A 15,297-nucleotide genomic window follows, 5' to 3' on the forward strand; every position below is an offset into this window, starting at 1 on the left:
CCGGGAAGGTATTATTCCCACATGACCACGCCAGACCATGTTGCTCGGATCCTCGGCCAGTGGCAACGCGAGCGCCCCGACCTCGATGTCAGCCCGGCCGCCGTGATCGGACGACTGCACCGACTCGGCGATCGGCTGCGGGTGGACATCATCGAGGTCTACCGACGCCACGGCCTGACCGAGGGTGAGTTCGACGTACTGGCCGCCCTGCGCCGCCAGGGCTCCCCCTACGAGTTGGCCCCCGGCGAACTGGCTCAACACACGATGGTCACCACCGGAGCCATCAGCAAGCGCCTGGACCGCCTCGAAGAGGCCGGACTGGTGGTGCGCCGCGGGAACGCCGCGGACGGTCGGGGCCGGATCGTCCGGATGACCGAAGCCGGGCAGCGAGTCTTCGACCAGGCCTTCACCGAGCACATGCAGAACGAGCGCCGGCTGATCGCACCGCTCACCAGCGACGAGCGGGCCGAACTGGAGCGGCTGCTCACCGCTTGGCTGAACCGGCTCGAGCAGCCCGGCTCAGCCCAGTAGTCGAGCCAGCCGCTGCTTGCCACGGTTGCTCTTGATCACCCAGGCCAGATCCGGATCGGTGGCATCGAGTCCGAGGAAGAGCGGCAGCCCCGCCTCCGGCGTGCCGGCCACCGCGACCGACCAGCAGTAGCCGAGTCCCTGCCGCAGCGTCCGAACCTCCTCGCTGCGACGATCGGCCGCCGAGAATGCTTGGAGCGTGGCCGTGGCCCGAGCACAGGCGTCCAGCGCTGCGGCCGCAGTCAACGGATCGGCCAGCAACCGCGGCTCACAGACCGCCGCGATCCCGGCCCGCGCCACCAAGGGGTCGGACGAGGCCGCCCACCCGGCCACCAGGGCCCGGAACTGTGGTTGATCGGCATCGCCGACCCGCTGCGCGGCGATCGCCACCGCCTCCCGCACTCGCCAACGCGGGTCGGCCGCTCGGACGGTGAGCAGGTCGACCAGCTCCTGGTCCCCGGGACGCTCCTGCAGCAACCGACCCACGGTGACCACACCGGCACAGGCCAGGAACTCGTCGGGATCATCGGCCAGCCGCCGGGCCACCGGCTCGGGCAGGACGTCGCCGGCCGCGTCCAGCAGGGTCAGGTTGCCGCGCGGTCCAGGCAGGTTGCTGTTGGCACTCAGGTAGCCGGCCAGCCCGTCGTCCGCGAGCGCGGCCAGCGCCTGGCGGTACTCGGCTCGGGAGAGGTTCACTGGGAAGCTGCGTCATAGGCGGCCAGTGCGGCCGGCAGCGACGAGATCACCCGCTGCCCCACGGCCGGCAGCCCGACCAGGATGGCCGAGATCACCTCGTCACGGCTCGCGCCGGCTCGGCGCGCCGATCCGACATGGAACGGGATGCCCGACTCCATGCCCGCGGCGGCAAGCACGGCCAGATAGGCCAACTCTTCGGTCTTGGCATCCAGAGACGTTGCCGCAGCCAGCTGGCCAACCATGGCCATCCAGGGCTGCTGGAACTGCGGTGCCTCGTGAGCAAAGGCATTGAAAGCCGCCGAAACGGTCATCGTCGAATCCTTCCGTTGGGTGCGTAATCAGTGAGCCCGAAGGCCTCGACGGCCAACTCGAAGCCCTCAGTGAGGCTGGCGAGGACCTCCGGGTCGAGTAGCTCCTGCCGAAGTCGGACCGGACCGGCCAGCGGCGCCTCGGCGATCATCCGCTCGCCGGCCGTCGTCAGCTGGACCACCCGACGACGCTGGTCGTCGGGGTCCGGAGACACCGCAACCAGGCCCTTGTCGGCCAATCGGGCGATCAGCTGGCCCAGGCTGGCCGGATGCAGCGACAGTCGGGTCCGCAGATCGGCCAGGGTGGTCGTCCCGCCGAACTCGGCGACCAGCCGCAGCATCCCCAGCTGAGCTCCGGTCAGCCCATGGACGGCCATCAGGTCGGCGTTGAACGCCGCGAACGCCGCGTCCAGGCGAAGCCAGGCCCGGATCGCTGCCTCGACAGGGGTATCCACGGCTTTATTATGGCACCCATAGCATCTCGCTGCACGTGCTCCGCGGCAGCAACGATCGCCTTGCCAATAGCCTGTTTCCCGGCAAGATTTCAACACTAAAGGAACATTCAATGGCGAAAGTTACCTTCTTCAGCGGTCAGCAGCTGCCGCTCGAAATGCACAAGGTCCGGATCATCCAGAAGCTCAACCTGCTCCCGATCGAGGAGCGCCGCCGCGCCATCAGCGAGGCCGGCTACAACACCTTCCTGCTGAACAACTCCGACGTCTTCTTGGACATGCTCACCGACTCGGGTGTGAACGCCATGAGCGATCAGCAGCAGGCAGCCATGCTGATTGCCGACGACGCCTATGCCGGTTCGGCGACCTACACGCGGCTGTACAACAAGCTGGTCGAGATCTTCGGGATGACCTACTTCCTGCCGGCCCATCAGGGCCGCGCAGCAGAGCACATCCTGTCCCGCAGCCTGGTCAAGCCGGGAACCTACGTCCCGATGAACTACCACTTCACCACCTCCAAGGCGCACGTCACCGCGATGGGCGGTGAGGTGCTGGAGCTGATCACTCCGGCCGGCCTCGAAGTGACCAGCACCAACCGGTTCAAGGGCAACTTCGACGTCGCCGCACTCGAGCGGCTGATCGCCGACAAGGGCGCCGACGCCATCGCCTACGTCCGGGTCGAGGCGGGCACGAACCTGATCGGTGGCCAACCGCTGAGCCTGGCCAACTTCCGCCAGACCACCGAGGTCTGCCACAAGCACGGCATCCTGGCCGTGCTGGACGCCTCCCTGCTGGCCGACAACCTGCATTTCATCAAGACCGCCGAACCCGGTTGCGAGGACCTGTCGATCCCCGAGATCACCAAGGCCATCGCCGACTGCTTCGACATCATCTACTTCTCAGCCCGCAAGCTCGGCTTCGGCCGCGGCGGCGGCATCTGCATCCGCGACGAGTCGCTCTACCGGCAGATGCGTGGCCTGGTGCCGATGTTCGAGGGCTTCCTCACCTACGGCGGCATGTCGGTGCGGGAGATGGAGGCGATCACCGTCGGCCTGGACGAGACCATGGACGAGGACATGATCAACCAGGGTCCGCAGTTCATCGAGCACATGGTCTCCGAGCTGGACGCCCGCGGGATCCCGGTGATCACCCCGGCCGGTGGGCTGGGCGCTCACCTGGACGCCAAGCGGTTCCTCCCGCACATCCCGCAGCCGCACTACCCGGCCGGCGCCCTGGCCTCGGCTCTCTACATCGCCTCCGGCGTGCGCGGCATGGAGCGCGGCACCCTGAGCGAGCAGCGGGACGCGGACGGGGTGGAGCCGCTGGCCAACATGGAACTGGTCCGGCTCGCCCTGCCCCGCCGGGTGTTCACGCTCAGTCAGGTGAACTACGCGATCGACCGGATCGCTTGGCTGTTCAGCCATCGCGATCTGATCGGCGGGCTGCAGTTCGTCGAGGAGCCGGAGATCCTGCGCTTCTTCTACGGACGCCTGGAGCCGATCGGCGACTGGGTGGACCAGCTGGTGGCCCGGTTCCGGGACGAGCTGGGCGAAAGCCTGTAGCTGTCACTCCCCGCTGAGTGGGTCTGGATCGCCGATCAGACCCACTCAGCGGTTCTTGGCATCAGCCTCGAACAAGACCTTGGCCACCACCGGTGAGTGATCGGAGGCGACGATGCCGGTCCACACCGGCACCCGCTGGCCCCGGATCTTCCGCCACTCGACTCCGGGCCCCGACAGCACGCCCCAGCTGTCCACAGTGGCCCCGGTCGGCACCCAGACATAGTCGATATGCCCACCCCGGGCCACGACTTTGGGCACGCTGACCCCGTCCACCGTGTCGCCCATCTGGTTGAGGGAACGGGCACCGGGCACGTCGGACGTGTCCGCCCGCGCCACCGTGGCCGCATCGACCAGGCCGGCCGCGGCGAGCTTGGTCAGGTGATCCCGGTACACCGGACGCTTCTCACCGCTGCGGGCGTTGAAGTCGCCGACCATGACCAGCGGCTCCCGGTAGCCCGGATCGAGTCGGGCGATCAGATCGACCAACTCGGTGATGGCGGCCGACCGCACCTTGGCGAAGGTCGGCGTCTGCTTGGGGTGCGCGTGGACGTTCAGGAACCAGAGGGTGCGGCCGTCCGCCTTGTCGCGCAGGTGTACCCAGTCGGCGTATCGGTCGAAGACCGGACCGAGAGCCCCGCGGCTGGAGATCTGCTGGGCGCCGTTCTCCAGCACCTCGAAGCGGTCGGTGTTGACCGCGATGGCGTGCTCCCCCGGTCCGTGCAGCCAGCGGTAACCCGGCAATGCCGTCTCGATCCGTCCGGTCACCGGGGCGTCGGCCGGATACTCCTGAAAGCCGACCACATCGGGAGCGGCGTGAGTGATCTTCTCCACGATCAGCGGGGCCCGGACCACGGGATCCAGTTCGACCGGATCGATCTTGGGATACCAGTTCGACGGGGCCAGCCCGCCCAGGATGTTGTACGACATCACCGTGACGGTCAGCGGCACCCCCGGCGTCGGCGGCACCGCCAGGTGCGACGCCTCCGACGTCGGTGCGGGGACGGCTGGCGGACCGGGTGGCACCTGAGCGCAGCCGACTGCCAACGCCGCCCACAGCACCGCTAGGGCAGCCCAGCGCCGACGACGGCCGACGACCCGGCCAGCCGGTCTGGTCTCAGCGCGGTTCGGTCTCAGCAGGCGCATCCGCCACCTCGGCATCCGGCGCCTCAGGAACTTGCCCCACGGTCAGTTCATTCGCCCTCTCGGTGGCCAGGCGGGCCGCCCGGCGGCCCTCCAGTGCCTCAGCCTCGGCGATCGCCTGCTGCACCGAGGCGGCCGAACTGGCCTCGTCCAGCTTCTTCTGCGCTTCGATCTCGGCGAACACGTCGACCGGATGCGGAGCGGTGAACTCGCCGGACTCGTCCTCGTCCTCGCCGCCCTTGCCCAACGCGGCTCCGGCCATGGTGCCCAAGCCCTTCAGTGCGTCGTTGAGCTCGCTGGGGATGATCCAGACCTTGTTCGACTCGCCTTGGGCCAGGTTCGGCAGCATCCGCAGGTACTGGTAGGCCAGCAGCGACTGACTCGGCTTGCCCGCGTGGATCGCGGAGAAGGTGGTGGTGATGGCCTGCGCCTCACCTTCGGCGCGCAGCATTGCCGCCTGACGATCGGCCTGAGCCCGCAGGACCGCGGCCTCTCGGTCGCCCTGCGCCCGCAGGATGGACGCCTCCCGGTCGCCGGAGGCCGACAGGATCTGCGACTGCCGCTGGCCTTCCGCGGTGAGGATGGCGGCCCGCTTGTCGCGCTCGGCGCGGGCGCCCTTCTCCATGGCGTCGCGAATCGTGGCCGGCGGCTCGATCGAGCGCAGCTCGACCCGGTTGACCTTGATCCCCCACTTGCCGGTGGCCTCGTCCAACACCGCCCGCAGCTTCTGGTTGATCTCCTCGCGACTGGTCAAGGTCTGCTCGAGGTCGAGTCCGCCGATGATGTTGCGCAGCGTGGTCATGGTCAGCTGTTCGATGGCCTGAATGTAGTTCTGCGCCTCGTACGCCGCCCGCACCGGGTCGATCACCTGGAAGTAGATCACCGAGTCGATGCTCACCATCAGGTTGTCCTCGGTGATCACGCCCTGCGGTGGGAACGGGACGACGGCCTCGCGCATGTCCAGCGTGTAGCGGACGGTGTCGATCACCGGAACCAGCAGATGCGGGCCGGGCTCCAGTGTGCGGCGGAACTTGCCGAGCCGCTCCACCACGCCGACCTGCTGCTGGCGGACCACCCGGACAGCACGCACCAGGATCGCCACCACCATGACTGCAATCACTACCGCGATTACCGTGTACAGCATCTTCTTCTCCTCAGTCGTCCGAAACGGGGTCAGGGCAAGGCCAGATTGCGGGGGTAGACAACGGCGACCGCGCCATCGATCTGATAGACCTCGACCTCGGTGCCCGCCGCGATGGTGCCCTCAACGCTGCGGGCAGTCCAGCTCTCGCCCGCCACTTTCACTTCGCCGCCGGCGGCGGGGGAAATCTCGGTTACGGCCACACCGGTGGAACCAATCATCTTGTCCAAGCTCGAGCGGTACCCGGGCAACTCCCGGATCCGCCGCAACAACGTCGGACGCAGCAGGCCGAGCATCGCTACCGCGACGACCACGGCCACCAGGATCTGCAGCCAGAAGGCTCCGGGAAAGACGACGGCGGTCAGTCCGCCGGCCAACGCACCACTGGCCAGCATCAGCAGGGTGAAGTCGAGAGTCAGCAACTCGGTGACGCCGAGCGCCACGGCGAGCACCAGCCACCCGAGCCACGCATTCGCTGCCAGCCATTCCGCCATTGGCAAGACCTCCTGCTGCCATCCTGCCAGGCCACGGCTGGGACGGAAGGGCTAGCCGCGGATTACCCTGGCCGCCCAGCGGCCATTTTGTTGACTCACCGCGAGCGGAAGTTCGAAAGTCTGGCTGAGCAGGTCGGCGGTGAGGACCGCCTCGATGGGTCCGGCAGCCACCACTCGTCCGCCCTTGAGCAGGAGTGCATGGCTGACCCCCTCAGGGATCTCCTCGACGTGATGGGTGACCAGCACGGTGGTGGGCGCGAACTCGTCCAGGCAGAGATCGCTCAGCGTGGCCACCAGGGACTCCCGACCGGTCAGGTCCAGACCGGCGGCCGGCTCGTCGAGCAGCAGGAGCTCCGGATCGGTCATCAATGCCCGGGCGATCTGGACCCGCTTGCGCTCCCCCTCGCTGAGGGTGCCGAAGGTGCGATCGGCCAGGTGATCGACGCGCAGCTGCTGCATCAACTCCTGGGCCCGGGCGTGATCGAGGTCGTCGTAGTTCTCCCGCCAGCGGCCCATCACCGCGTACGCTGCCGAGACCACTACGTCGGCCACCCGCTCCGAGCGCGGAATCCGATCAGCCAGGGCCGCCGAGGCCACTCCGATCCGCGGACGCAACTCGAACACGTCCACCGCGCCGAGCCGCTCGCCGAGGATCCGTGCGGTGCCCTTGGTCGGGTGCGATTGGGCGCCGAGAACCTGCAACATCGTGGTCTTGCCGGCGCCGTTCGGGCCGATCACCACCCAGCGCTGCCCCTCCTCGATCGTCCAGTCCACGCTGTCGAGCAGGGTGGCACCGGAACGGACGATGGAGACGGCCTCCAGCTGGGCAACAGTCATATGTTCAACCTACCCAGGCTCAGGCGCCGGTCGAGTGCAGGCCACCGTCGACATGCACCATTTCGCCGGTGGTCGCGGGGAACCAGTCGCTGAGCAGCGCAATCACTGCCTTGGCAGTCGGGGTCAGGTCCTTGGGATCCCAGCCCAGCGGGGCTCGCTTGGCCCAGATCTCGTTGAACTCCTCGGCACCCGGGATCGCCTTCTTGGCGATGGTCTCCAGCGGTCCGGCCGCCACCAGATTGCTGCGGATGCCCTCCGGGCCCAAGTAGCGGGCCAGGTAGCGGGACGCGCTCTCCAGCGCAGCCTTGGACACGCCCATCCAGTCGTAGGTTGGCCAGGAGACCCGGGCGTCGAAGGTGAGTCCCACCACCGACGAACCCGGACGCATCAGCGGCTTGCAGGCCATGGCCAGGCTGACCAGGGAGTAGGCCGAGGTGTGCACCGAGATGCTCACGTCCGGGAACTCGGTACCGAGGAAGGCTCCGCCGAGCGCGCGCTCGGGGTTGGCATAGGCGATCGAGTGGACGACGCCGTCCAGGTGATCGAAATGCTCACCCAGCCGCTCGGCCAGGCTGGCCAGGTGGCTGTCGTCGGTGACGTCCAGTTCGAGCAGCGGCGGCACCGGATCGAGCCGCTTCAGCACCCGTCCGGTCAGGCTGAGCGCCCGTCCGAAGTTGGAGACCACCACATTGGCGCCCTCGGCCTGGGCCAGTTCGACCACCCGGTAGCCGATCGAGGTGTTCATGGTCACCCCAGCGACCAGCAGGTTCTTGCCTTCCAAAATCCCCATTGCCTCAGGCTCCTCTCAATGCCCCATACCCAGGCCGCCATCGACCGGGATCACTGCTCCGCTGATGTAGCCGGCCTGCTGGCCGGCCAAGAAGGCGATCGCCGCCGCCACCTCGTCCGCGCCGCCCAGGCGTCCGGCCGGGATCGAGGCCTGGTACTTGGCGATCACTTCGGCCGGCAGGTCGGCGGTCATGTCGGTCTCGATGAACCCGGGGGCAACCACATTGGCGGTGATGCCGCGTCCGCCGACCTCCCGGGTCAGCGACCGGGCCACCCCGATCAGTGCCGACTTGGTGGCGGCGTAGTTCACCTGGCCGGCCGAACCGTACAGTCCGACCACCGAGCCGGTGAAGATGATCCGGCCCCAGCGAGCCCGGAGCATCGACTTCACCGCGCGCCGCGCGCAGCGGAACGCGCCACCCAGGTTCACCTGCAGGACGTTGTCGAAGTCGGCGTCGCTCATCCGCAGGATCAAGGTGTCCTTGGTGATCCCGGCGTTGGCCACCAGGATCTCCGCCGGGCCGTGGGCCTGCTCCACCTGGGCGAAGGCGGCGTCGATCTGGTCGGCATCGGACACGTCACACGCGATCCCGAGCGCACCCTCGGGGGCTTTCCCGCTGGGGCCGAGTGCGGCGACCTTGTGACCCTCGGCCAGGAACCGCTCGACGACCGCCTTGCCGATTCCCCGGCTGCCGCCGGTCACCACCACGCTGCGCTGGATGAAACTGGACTCGCTCACTCGCCGAAGGCTATCGGATCGCCTCCCCGACGGCAGCGGACGCACACTCCGGGCGCGCCCCGTGAGCACCCGGCCAGCCGGACGGGCGGCGCAGACCTCCCAGCCCGCCGACTTGTCCGATGCGCTTGAATGGAAGCATCCAACCGGCACCCCGCCTCGCCGGAGCGGAGCAGGTGTGACTCGATCGACGTCAACAGCGATGTCGTGAGGCACCCGTCACGGGAGGAAAAAGTGAGTAGAGCCTGGTCACTGTTGGTGCTGGCCGCCCTGCTGAGCGCCTGCGCCCCACCGATCGCCGCCCAGCCGTCGCCGAAGTTGGCCGACACCTCCTGGGTGGTCACTGAGTTGTCCGGGAAGCCGACATTGCCCGCAGCGGTTCCGACGATCCAGTTCAGCGCAGACCAAGTCTCGGGATTCAGTTCCTGCAACCGGTTCAGCGGAAGCTATCGACAGTCCGGCAGCACGCTCAGCTTCAGCCAGCTGGCCATGACCGCTATGGCTTGCATGGATGCCGGAGTGATGGAGCAGGAGTCGGCCTTCAGCGCCGCCCTGGCCAAGGTGGCCTCGGTGCGCTCGGCGGGCTCCGGCCTGGAGCTGGTTGACTCCTCCGGCGCGGTGCTGGCCAAGCTGCAGAGCCCATCGCCGGCTGCGCCGGATCGTCCGCTGGAGAAGACCACCTGGCAGCTCGACTCGATCACGGTCGGCCAGACTGCCAGTTCCGTTGTGGCCGGCAGCACGGTGACCCTGACCTTCGCCGATGGCCACCTGACCGGGAAGGCGTGCAACAGCTTCCGGGCCTCCGCTGAGATCAGCGGCTCCAGCCTGAAGATCGGACCGGTGATGAGCACCAAGATGGCCTGCCGCGAGCCCGGCGTGTCCGAGCAGGAAAGTCGGCTGTTCCAGCTGCTGCCCACGATGACCGGTTTCGCGGTGAAGAGTGATCGGCTCACCCTGACCGCGGCGGACGGCTCCGCGCTCGAGTTCGTGGCCAAGTAGCCCTCGGATGCCACCCACCCCCGGCCTGCGCCGCGCCCTGGCGCTCCTGTCCTGCCCGAACTGCGCGGGCAGCTTGGAGCTCGACGACAACAGCGTCCGCTGCCCGCAGGGACACCTCTTCGATGTGGCGCGGCAGGGCTACCTGAACCTGCTCGGCGGACCGCAGCCGGCCAATGCCGACACCCCGGCCATGCTGGCGGCCCGCGACCGCGTCCACAGCACTGGGGTGTTCGCGCCGCTGCGCGAACTGCTGGCCCGAATCTGCGCGGGGCGTCGGACGATCCTCGAGGTCGGTTCGGGAACCGGCGCCTACCTGCAGTCCGCGCTCGGTGAGTCGCCGAGCGCGGTCGGGATCGCCATGGACATCTCGACGGCGGCCGCCCGATCGGCGGCCAAGCTCGACTCCCGGATCGCAGCCGTGGTGGCGGACGTCTGGCAGCAGTTCCCGATCGCCGACGCCAGTCTGGACACGGTGCTGGCCGTCTTCGCGCCGCGCAACTTCGCCGAGTTCGCCCGGGTGCTCAAGCCGTCCGGGCAGTTGGTGGTGGTCACCCCGGAGCCGGAGCACCTGATCGAACTGCGCTCCACCCACCAACTGCTGGGCCTGCATCCGCAGAAGGCCGCCTCGGTGGCCGCGCACGCCAAGGAGAACTTCGAGCTGGTGGATCGGCTGCGGCATCGCTCGACCTGGAACGGGGACGCTGCCCTGGTGGCCGACCTGATCGCCATGGGGCCCAATGCCTTCCATGAGCTTCCCGAAGCCGTCGAACCGAGCAGCCTGACCGTCTCGGTGACCGTCCAGGTCTTCGGACGCAGCCTCGCCGACTGATTCCGGTATCGCCTGGGCACGCACCTGCGCAGACGCGTCCCCGACATCGGCCGGCAGGCCAATGTCGAGATGATCTCAGGCCAGGGAGACGAGTTCGGCGTAGTCAGGGTTCCAGAGGTCTTCGACGCCCTCGGGCAGCACCAGCACCCGGTCTGGCTCGAGGGCGTGCACCGCACCCTCGTCGTGGGTGACCAGCACCACAGCACCGTCGTAGTCCCGCAGGGCGTTGAGCACCTCGGCTCGGGACGCCGGGTCCAGGTTGTTGGTCGGCTCGTCCAGAAGCAGGACGTTGGCCGCCGACACCACCAGCATGGCCAACGCCAGCCGGGTCTTCTCGCCACCGGACAGCACCCGGGCCGGCTTCTCGACATCGTCGCCGGTGAACAGGAACGAACCGAGCACCTTACGCATCTCGGTCTCGTTGAGCTCCGGCGAGGCGGTCATCATGTTCTCCAGCACGCTGCGCGAGACGTCCAAGGTCTCGTGCTCCTGGGCGTAGTAGCCCAGCCGCAGGCCATGACCGGGAACCACTTCACCGGTATCGGGCGTCTCGATGCCGCCCAGAATCCGCAACAGCGTGGTCTTGCCGGCACCGTTCAGCCCCAGCACCACGACCTTGGAGCCACGATCGATGGCCAGGTCGACGGCGGTGAAGACCTCCAGCGAGCCGTAGGTCTTGCTGAGTTCACTGGCAGTGAGCGGGGTCTTGCCGCACGGGGCCGGCTTCGGCAGCCGGATCCGGGCCACTCGGTCGCTGGCGCGCTGCTCGTCCAGCCCGGAGAGCAGCCGCTCGGCGCGCTTGGCCATGTTCTGGGCAGCGACCGCCTTAGTGGCCTTGGCGCGCATCTTGTCGGCCTGGGCCAGCAGCGCCTCCGCCTTGCGCTCGGCGTTGGCCCGCTCGCGCTTGCGCCGCTTCTCGTCGGTCTCCCGCTGCAGCAGGTAGCGCTTCCAGTCCATGGCGTACTGGTCCAGCTCGCCGCGGTTGGCGTCCAGGTGGAAGACCTTGTTCACGGTGGCCTCGAGCAGGCCCACGTCGTGGGAGATCACCAGCAGCCCACCGTGGTAGCCCTGCAGGAAGCTGCGCAGCCAGACGATCGAGTCGGCGTCCAAGTGGTTGGTCGGCTCGTCCAGAAGCAGCGTGTCGGCGCCGGAGAACAGGATCCGGGCCAGTTCGACTCGACGGCGCTGACCACCGGACAGCGTGCGCAGCGGCTGGCCGAGCACCCGGTCCGGCAACCCGAGGTTCGCCGCGATCCGGGCCGCCTCAGCCTCGGCCGGGTAGCCGCCGGCCGCAGCCAGCTCACTCTCGGCGCGGGCGTAGGAGGCCATCGCCTTGTCCTGCTCGTCGCCTTCGGTGGTGGCCATGGCCATCGAGTAGGACGACAGCCGACGCAGAATGTGGTCGAGGCCGCGCGCGCTGAGGATGCGGTCCTTGGCGAGCTGATCCAGGTCGCCGGTGCGGGGGTCCTGCGGCAGGTAGCCGATCTGACCGGTCCGGTTCACCGAGCCCGCTGCCGGGAGCGACTCTCCGGAGAGGATCCGGGTCAAAGTGGTCTTGCCGGCGCCGTTTCGTCCGACCAGGCCGACCTTGTCGCCCGGGGCGATCTGGAAGGAGGTTGCCGAGAGAAGTAGCTGAGCTCCCGCCCGCACCTCGACCTCTTTCACCACCAACACATCCGCCATTGTCCCTGAACCCGGTAGGGGCGACCAAACCGGGCCACTCCGGCGGAGAATGCCGCCACTCCACTCACGGCCCTATGCTGGCGCCGAAGGAGGCAGTCCGAGGTGAACTACCGCAGTCTTCAGGCGCCCAGTTCGGTGGTGATGGTGCGTCCACACCGTTTCGCCGTGAACCCGGAAACCGGAGCCGACAACGCCTTTCAGGCAACGTCGGTCGAGCAGGACGAGGCGCTGGCCGCCTCGGCCCTGGCCGAGTTCGACGCGGCGGTGACCGCACTCACCAGCGCCGGCGTGACCGTCCATGTCTTCGAGGACTTCGGCGAGCGGGATACCCCGGACTCGGTGTTCCCGAACAACTGGTTCTCCACCCACCACGGCGGCCGGGTGGCCATCTACCCGATGTTCGCCGTGAACCGGCGCCGGGAGCGCCGCACCGACGTGATCGAGCTACTCAAGGCCGAGTATCGGGTGCAGGAGGTGATCGACTACTCCGGGCTCGAGTACGACAACCTGTTCCTGGAGGGCACCGGCGCCATGGTGTTCGACAACGCCGAGCGGGTCGCCTACGTGGCCGCCTCGCATCGGGCCGATCCGGTGATCCTGGAGCGGTTCTGTACGGCCTTCGGCTATGAGCCCATGGTCTTCCCCACCGCGGACGCGGCCGGTCGGCCGATCTACCACACCAACGTGCTGATGTCGGTGGCCACCGACTACGCCCTGATCTGCCTGGACGCCATCGCCGATGTCAGGCGCCGCGACGAGGTTGCGCAGCGCCTGGCCGAGAGCGGACGGACAGTACTGCAGATCAGCTTCGACCAAGTGAATCAGTTCGTGGGCAATGCCATCGAGCTCACCGGGACCGACGGACGACTGCTGGTGCTCTCGGCGCGAGCCGAGGCCGCCCTTACACCGGCTCAGCGTGAGGTGATCACGGCGTCCTCGCGGCTGCTGCCGCTGTCGATTCCGACAATCGAGCTGGCCGGCGGCTCAGCCCGCTGCATGATCGCCGGAGTCCACCTCTCCCCCCGCTGAGCCGTCCTCGGTCACCGTCGGACGACCCGGCGGACGTCCGCGCCTGGGTAGCGGGCCCGCCTCGCGCGGGCTGCGTCCGGCTTTGGCCAAGGATTGCCGCAGCAGCAACTCGATATGGGCGTTCAGCGACCGCAGATCCGCGGCCGCCCACTGGGCCAAGGCCTCGTGAACCGCGGGATCGAGGCGGAGCAGGATGGGCTTGCGGGCCCGGCCCTGCTCCGCTGACGATTGCTCGCTCATCGGATCAGGTGTAGAGCGACCCGGTGTTCACCACAGGTGTGGCTTGGCTGGAACTGCACAACACGACCAGCAGGTTCGAGACCATGGCAGCCTTGCGCTCCTCGTCCATGGTGACGATGTCGTCGGTCTCCAGCTGCCGCAGAGCGCCCTGGACCATGCTCACCGCACCCTCGACGATCTTCTCCCGCGCCGCGATCACCGCAGCCGCCTGCTGGCGCTGCAGCATGGCGTGGGCGATCTCCGGAGCGTAGGCGAGGCTGGAGATCCGGGCCTCGACAACCTCCAGGCCGGCGATCGAGATCCGCTCGGCGACCTCCTGGGCCAGTTCCTTGGCGACCAGGTCGGTCGAGCCGCGCAGCGACTCCTCGCCGGGTCCGGCGTTGTCGTAGGGGTGGCTGCTGGCCACGTGCCGCAGCGCTGACTCGGACTGCACCCGGACGAAGTCGTCGTACTTCTCGACGGCGAAGGTGGCCTTGGCGGTGTCGGCCACCTGCCAGACGATGATGGCGGCGATGTTCACCGGGTTGCCGTCGGCGTCGTTGACCTTGAGCTCATTGGTCTCGAAGTTGCGGACCTTGACCGAGACCTTGCGTCCGATCACCAGCGGACGGGTCAGCTGCAGGCCGGGCTTGCGCAGCGTGCCGATGTAGCGGCCGAAGAACTGCAGCACCCGAGTGTCGCCGGGGCTGACTACGGTCAGCGCGGACGCCGCCAGGCTGCCCAACACGATCAGCGCGGCACCGAGGAAGCCGAAGCCGGCACCACCCTTGCCGGCGTCGTCGAGGATGGCCGCCTGAATGATGGCCAGCACTCCCAGCACCAGCAGACCAATGACCACCAGCAGGGCCACAGCGCCATTGGCGCTCCACGCCGCGCGTTCGGCCACGTCCACCCGCGCACCGTCATGCCCTACCGGAACCCCGGCCGGCTCGCCGCCCGCAGAGGCCTGATCGTCAAACCGAGTCTCTTCAGACATCGGACCACTCCTTCATGAGAAAACTGATATCTAAGTGATATCACTTTTTAGTGGAGCTATCAACGCGATCAGCCCCGACCTCCCCCAACAGACCGCAAGCTGTGAGTTACCCGGCGATGTCGCCGCTCAACTCACAGCCTGTGAGGGTCTGCGGCGACGTCCGAGGTGTGTGCACCACAAGAGATCGCCTGACCATGAGCAGGCGACGGGATTTGCGCTCTCGATGCCCGGATCTGGGTTCAGTGGCCTCGCTCAGAACGTCGACCCTGCAGATCCGATCATGGCGCGGCACCGCCGACTCGCTCGCCGGCCCGCGGCCCGAGCCGTTCAACGTCACGTAGCGGCATACCGCAACGCAAGCGCACTGACGTGCCGCGAACTGCACCGATCACGCCGCTGCGGCGTGCGCCGAGAACACAGTTGGAGCCACGTCCGCGGGCGCCGTCATGGTCTCGAACACCGCCTGCGCCGGAGGCGAGTCCTTACAGGTTGTAGCCGATCGAACGCAGCTGCTCGCGGCCATCCTCGGTGATCATCTCCAGGCTCCACGGCGGCAGCCAGACCCAGTTGATCGTGACCGAGTTCACCAGGCCGTCCAGAGCCAGCTGAGTGTTGTACTCCAGCTGGTCGGTCAGCGGGCAGGTCGGTGAGGTCAGGGTCATGTCGATGGTGGTGTTTGCCTCATCGTCGATGGTCACCCCGTAGACCAGGCCAAGGTCAACGACGTTCACCATCAGCTCCGGGTCGACGACGTCCTTCATGGCCTCGAGGATGTCGTCCTCACTGGGCCGCGCGCTCAGCACGGAGTCGGGAAAACTGTCCTGCACCAGATCGGACGGACGGACGGACTCAGTCATC

Annotated in this window: 18 protein-coding genes; 5 read left to right on the forward strand and 13 right to left on the reverse strand. The window is 67.9% G+C overall.

Annotation, left to right across the window (positions count from 1 at the left end; all coding sequences use genetic code 11):
• Nucleotides 1-21 precede the first annotated feature (21 nt).
• Nucleotides 22-531, forward strand: coding sequence for a MarR family winged helix-turn-helix transcriptional regulator (locus ATK74_RS07185; protein WP_098460397.1), 510 nt, complete (start codon nt 22-24; stop codon nt 529-531).
• On the opposite strand, the gene ATK74_RS07190 is transcribed toward ATK74_RS07185, so the two are convergent.
• Genes ATK74_RS07190 through ATK74_RS07200 form a run of 3 tightly spaced genes read right to left on the reverse strand, consistent with a single transcriptional unit; the run spans nt 520 to nt 1,987 of the window.
• Nucleotides 520-1,224 carry a PBS lyase heat domain-containing protein repeat-containing protein gene (locus ATK74_RS07190; protein WP_098460398.1) on the reverse strand — a complete coding sequence of 235 codons (705 nt, stop codon included), beginning with the start codon at nt 1,222-1,224 and terminating at the stop codon, nt 520-522. The genes ATK74_RS07185 and ATK74_RS07190 overlap by 12 nt on opposite strands.
• Entirely contained in the window at nt 1,221-1,535 is a 315-nt protein-coding gene (locus ATK74_RS07195) for a carboxymuconolactone decarboxylase family protein (protein WP_098460399.1), read from the reverse strand. The genes ATK74_RS07190 and ATK74_RS07195 overlap by 4 nt, the downstream gene beginning before the upstream one ends.
• Nucleotides 1,532-1,987: a MarR family transcriptional regulator gene (locus ATK74_RS07200; RefSeq protein ID WP_098460400.1), complete on the reverse strand. Its 456-nt coding sequence runs from the start codon at nt 1,985-1,987 to the stop codon at nt 1,532-1,534. Before ATK74_RS07200 ends, ATK74_RS07195 begins: the two co-directional genes overlap by 4 nt.
• A 110-nt stretch (nt 1,988-2,097) precedes the next feature.
• Here ATK74_RS07200 and ATK74_RS07205 point away from each other — a divergent pair, with 110 nt between their 5' ends.
• A complete protein-coding gene (locus ATK74_RS07205; protein ID WP_098460401.1) occupies nt 2,098-3,546 on the forward strand; it encodes a tryptophanase in 1,449 nt (482 codons plus the stop codon).
• 45 nt (nt 3,547-3,591) lie between these two features.
• Here the strand turns inward: ATK74_RS07205 and ATK74_RS07210 are convergent, their stop codons facing one another.
• From ATK74_RS07210 to fabG, 6 genes are read right to left on the reverse strand one after another with little or no spacing between them, the layout of a single operon-like run.
• On the reverse strand, nt 3,592-4,689 hold the full coding sequence (locus ATK74_RS07210; RefSeq protein WP_169923772.1) for an endonuclease/exonuclease/phosphatase family protein: 1,098 nt from the start codon (nt 4,687-4,689) through the stop codon (nt 3,592-3,594).
• Nucleotides 4,661-5,830, reverse strand: a complete 1,170-nt coding sequence (locus tag ATK74_RS07215; RefSeq protein ID WP_098460403.1) for an SPFH domain-containing protein — start codon at nt 5,828-5,830, stop codon at nt 4,661-4,663. Before ATK74_RS07215 ends, ATK74_RS07210 begins: the two co-directional genes overlap by 29 nt.
• Nucleotides 5,831-5,859: 29 nt before the next feature.
• The gene (locus ATK74_RS07220; protein ID WP_098460404.1) at nt 5,860-6,321 is read right to left on the reverse strand and encodes an NfeD family protein; all 462 of its coding nucleotides are present in this window, start codon (nt 6,319-6,321) and stop codon (nt 5,860-5,862) included.
• Between the two features lie 51 nt (nt 6,322-6,372).
• On the reverse strand, nt 6,373-7,158 hold the full coding sequence (locus ATK74_RS07225) for an ABC transporter ATP-binding protein (protein WP_098460405.1): 786 nt from the start codon (nt 7,156-7,158) through the stop codon (nt 6,373-6,375).
• Between the two features lie 19 nt (nt 7,159-7,177).
• Nucleotides 7,178-7,948, reverse strand: coding sequence for an enoyl-ACP reductase FabI (gene fabI / locus ATK74_RS07230; protein WP_098460406.1), 771 nt, complete (start codon nt 7,946-7,948; stop codon nt 7,178-7,180).
• A 15-nt stretch (nt 7,949-7,963) separates the two neighbouring features.
• Nucleotides 7,964-8,686, reverse strand: a complete 723-nt coding sequence (gene fabG, locus ATK74_RS07235; protein WP_245840811.1) for a 3-oxoacyl-ACP reductase FabG — start codon at nt 8,684-8,686, stop codon at nt 7,964-7,966.
• Between the two features lie 231 nt (nt 8,687-8,917).
• Between fabG and ATK74_RS07240 the strand changes: the two genes are divergently transcribed.
• Both ATK74_RS07240 and ATK74_RS07245 read left to right on the forward strand, forming a co-directional pair.
• Nucleotides 8,918-9,682, forward strand: coding sequence for an META domain-containing protein (locus ATK74_RS07240; protein WP_169923773.1), 765 nt, complete (start codon nt 8,918-8,920; stop codon nt 9,680-9,682).
• A gap of 7 nt (nt 9,683-9,689) precedes the next feature.
• On the forward strand, nt 9,690-10,511 hold the full coding sequence (locus ATK74_RS07245; protein WP_098460408.1) for a putative RNA methyltransferase: 822 nt from the start codon (nt 9,690-9,692) through the stop codon (nt 10,509-10,511).
• A 75-nt stretch (nt 10,512-10,586) separates the two neighbouring features.
• Here the strand turns inward: ATK74_RS07245 and ATK74_RS07250 are convergent, their stop codons facing one another.
• Nucleotides 10,587-12,185, reverse strand: coding sequence for an ABC-F family ATP-binding cassette domain-containing protein (locus tag ATK74_RS07250; protein ID WP_098462104.1), 1,599 nt, complete (start codon nt 12,183-12,185; stop codon nt 10,587-10,589).
• Nucleotides 12,186-12,296: 111 nt separating this feature from the next.
• Here ATK74_RS07250 and ctlX point away from each other — a divergent pair, with 111 nt between their 5' ends.
• Nucleotides 12,297-13,223, forward strand: a complete 927-nt coding sequence (gene ctlX / locus ATK74_RS07255) for a citrulline utilization hydrolase CtlX (protein ID WP_098460409.1) — start codon at nt 12,297-12,299, stop codon at nt 13,221-13,223.
• Here ctlX and ATK74_RS07260 read toward each other — a convergent pair.
• The 3 genes from ATK74_RS07260 to ATK74_RS07270 form a co-directional block, all read right to left on the reverse strand.
• On the reverse strand, nt 13,179-13,463 hold the full coding sequence (locus ATK74_RS07260; RefSeq protein ID WP_098460410.1) for a type II toxin-antitoxin system antitoxin: 285 nt from the start codon (nt 13,461-13,463) through the stop codon (nt 13,179-13,181). The two genes, ctlX and ATK74_RS07260, sit on opposite strands and share 45 nt — an antisense overlap.
• A gap of 4 nt (nt 13,464-13,467) precedes the next feature.
• Nucleotides 13,468-14,439 carry an SPFH domain-containing protein gene (locus ATK74_RS07265; RefSeq protein ID WP_098460411.1) on the reverse strand — a complete coding sequence of 324 codons (972 nt, stop codon included), beginning with the start codon at nt 14,437-14,439 and terminating at the stop codon, nt 13,468-13,470.
• Between the two features lie 482 nt (nt 14,440-14,921).
• Nucleotides 14,922-15,296: a metal-sulfur cluster assembly factor gene (locus ATK74_RS07270; protein ID WP_098460412.1), complete on the reverse strand. Its 375-nt coding sequence runs from the start codon at nt 15,294-15,296 to the stop codon at nt 14,922-14,924.
• Nucleotide 15,297: the final 1 nt, after the last annotated feature.

The sequence above is a fragment of the Propionicimonas paludicola genome (assembly GCF_002563675.1).
GTDB lineage: Bacteria > Actinomycetota > Actinomycetes > Propionibacteriales > Propionibacteriaceae > Propionicimonas > Propionicimonas paludicola.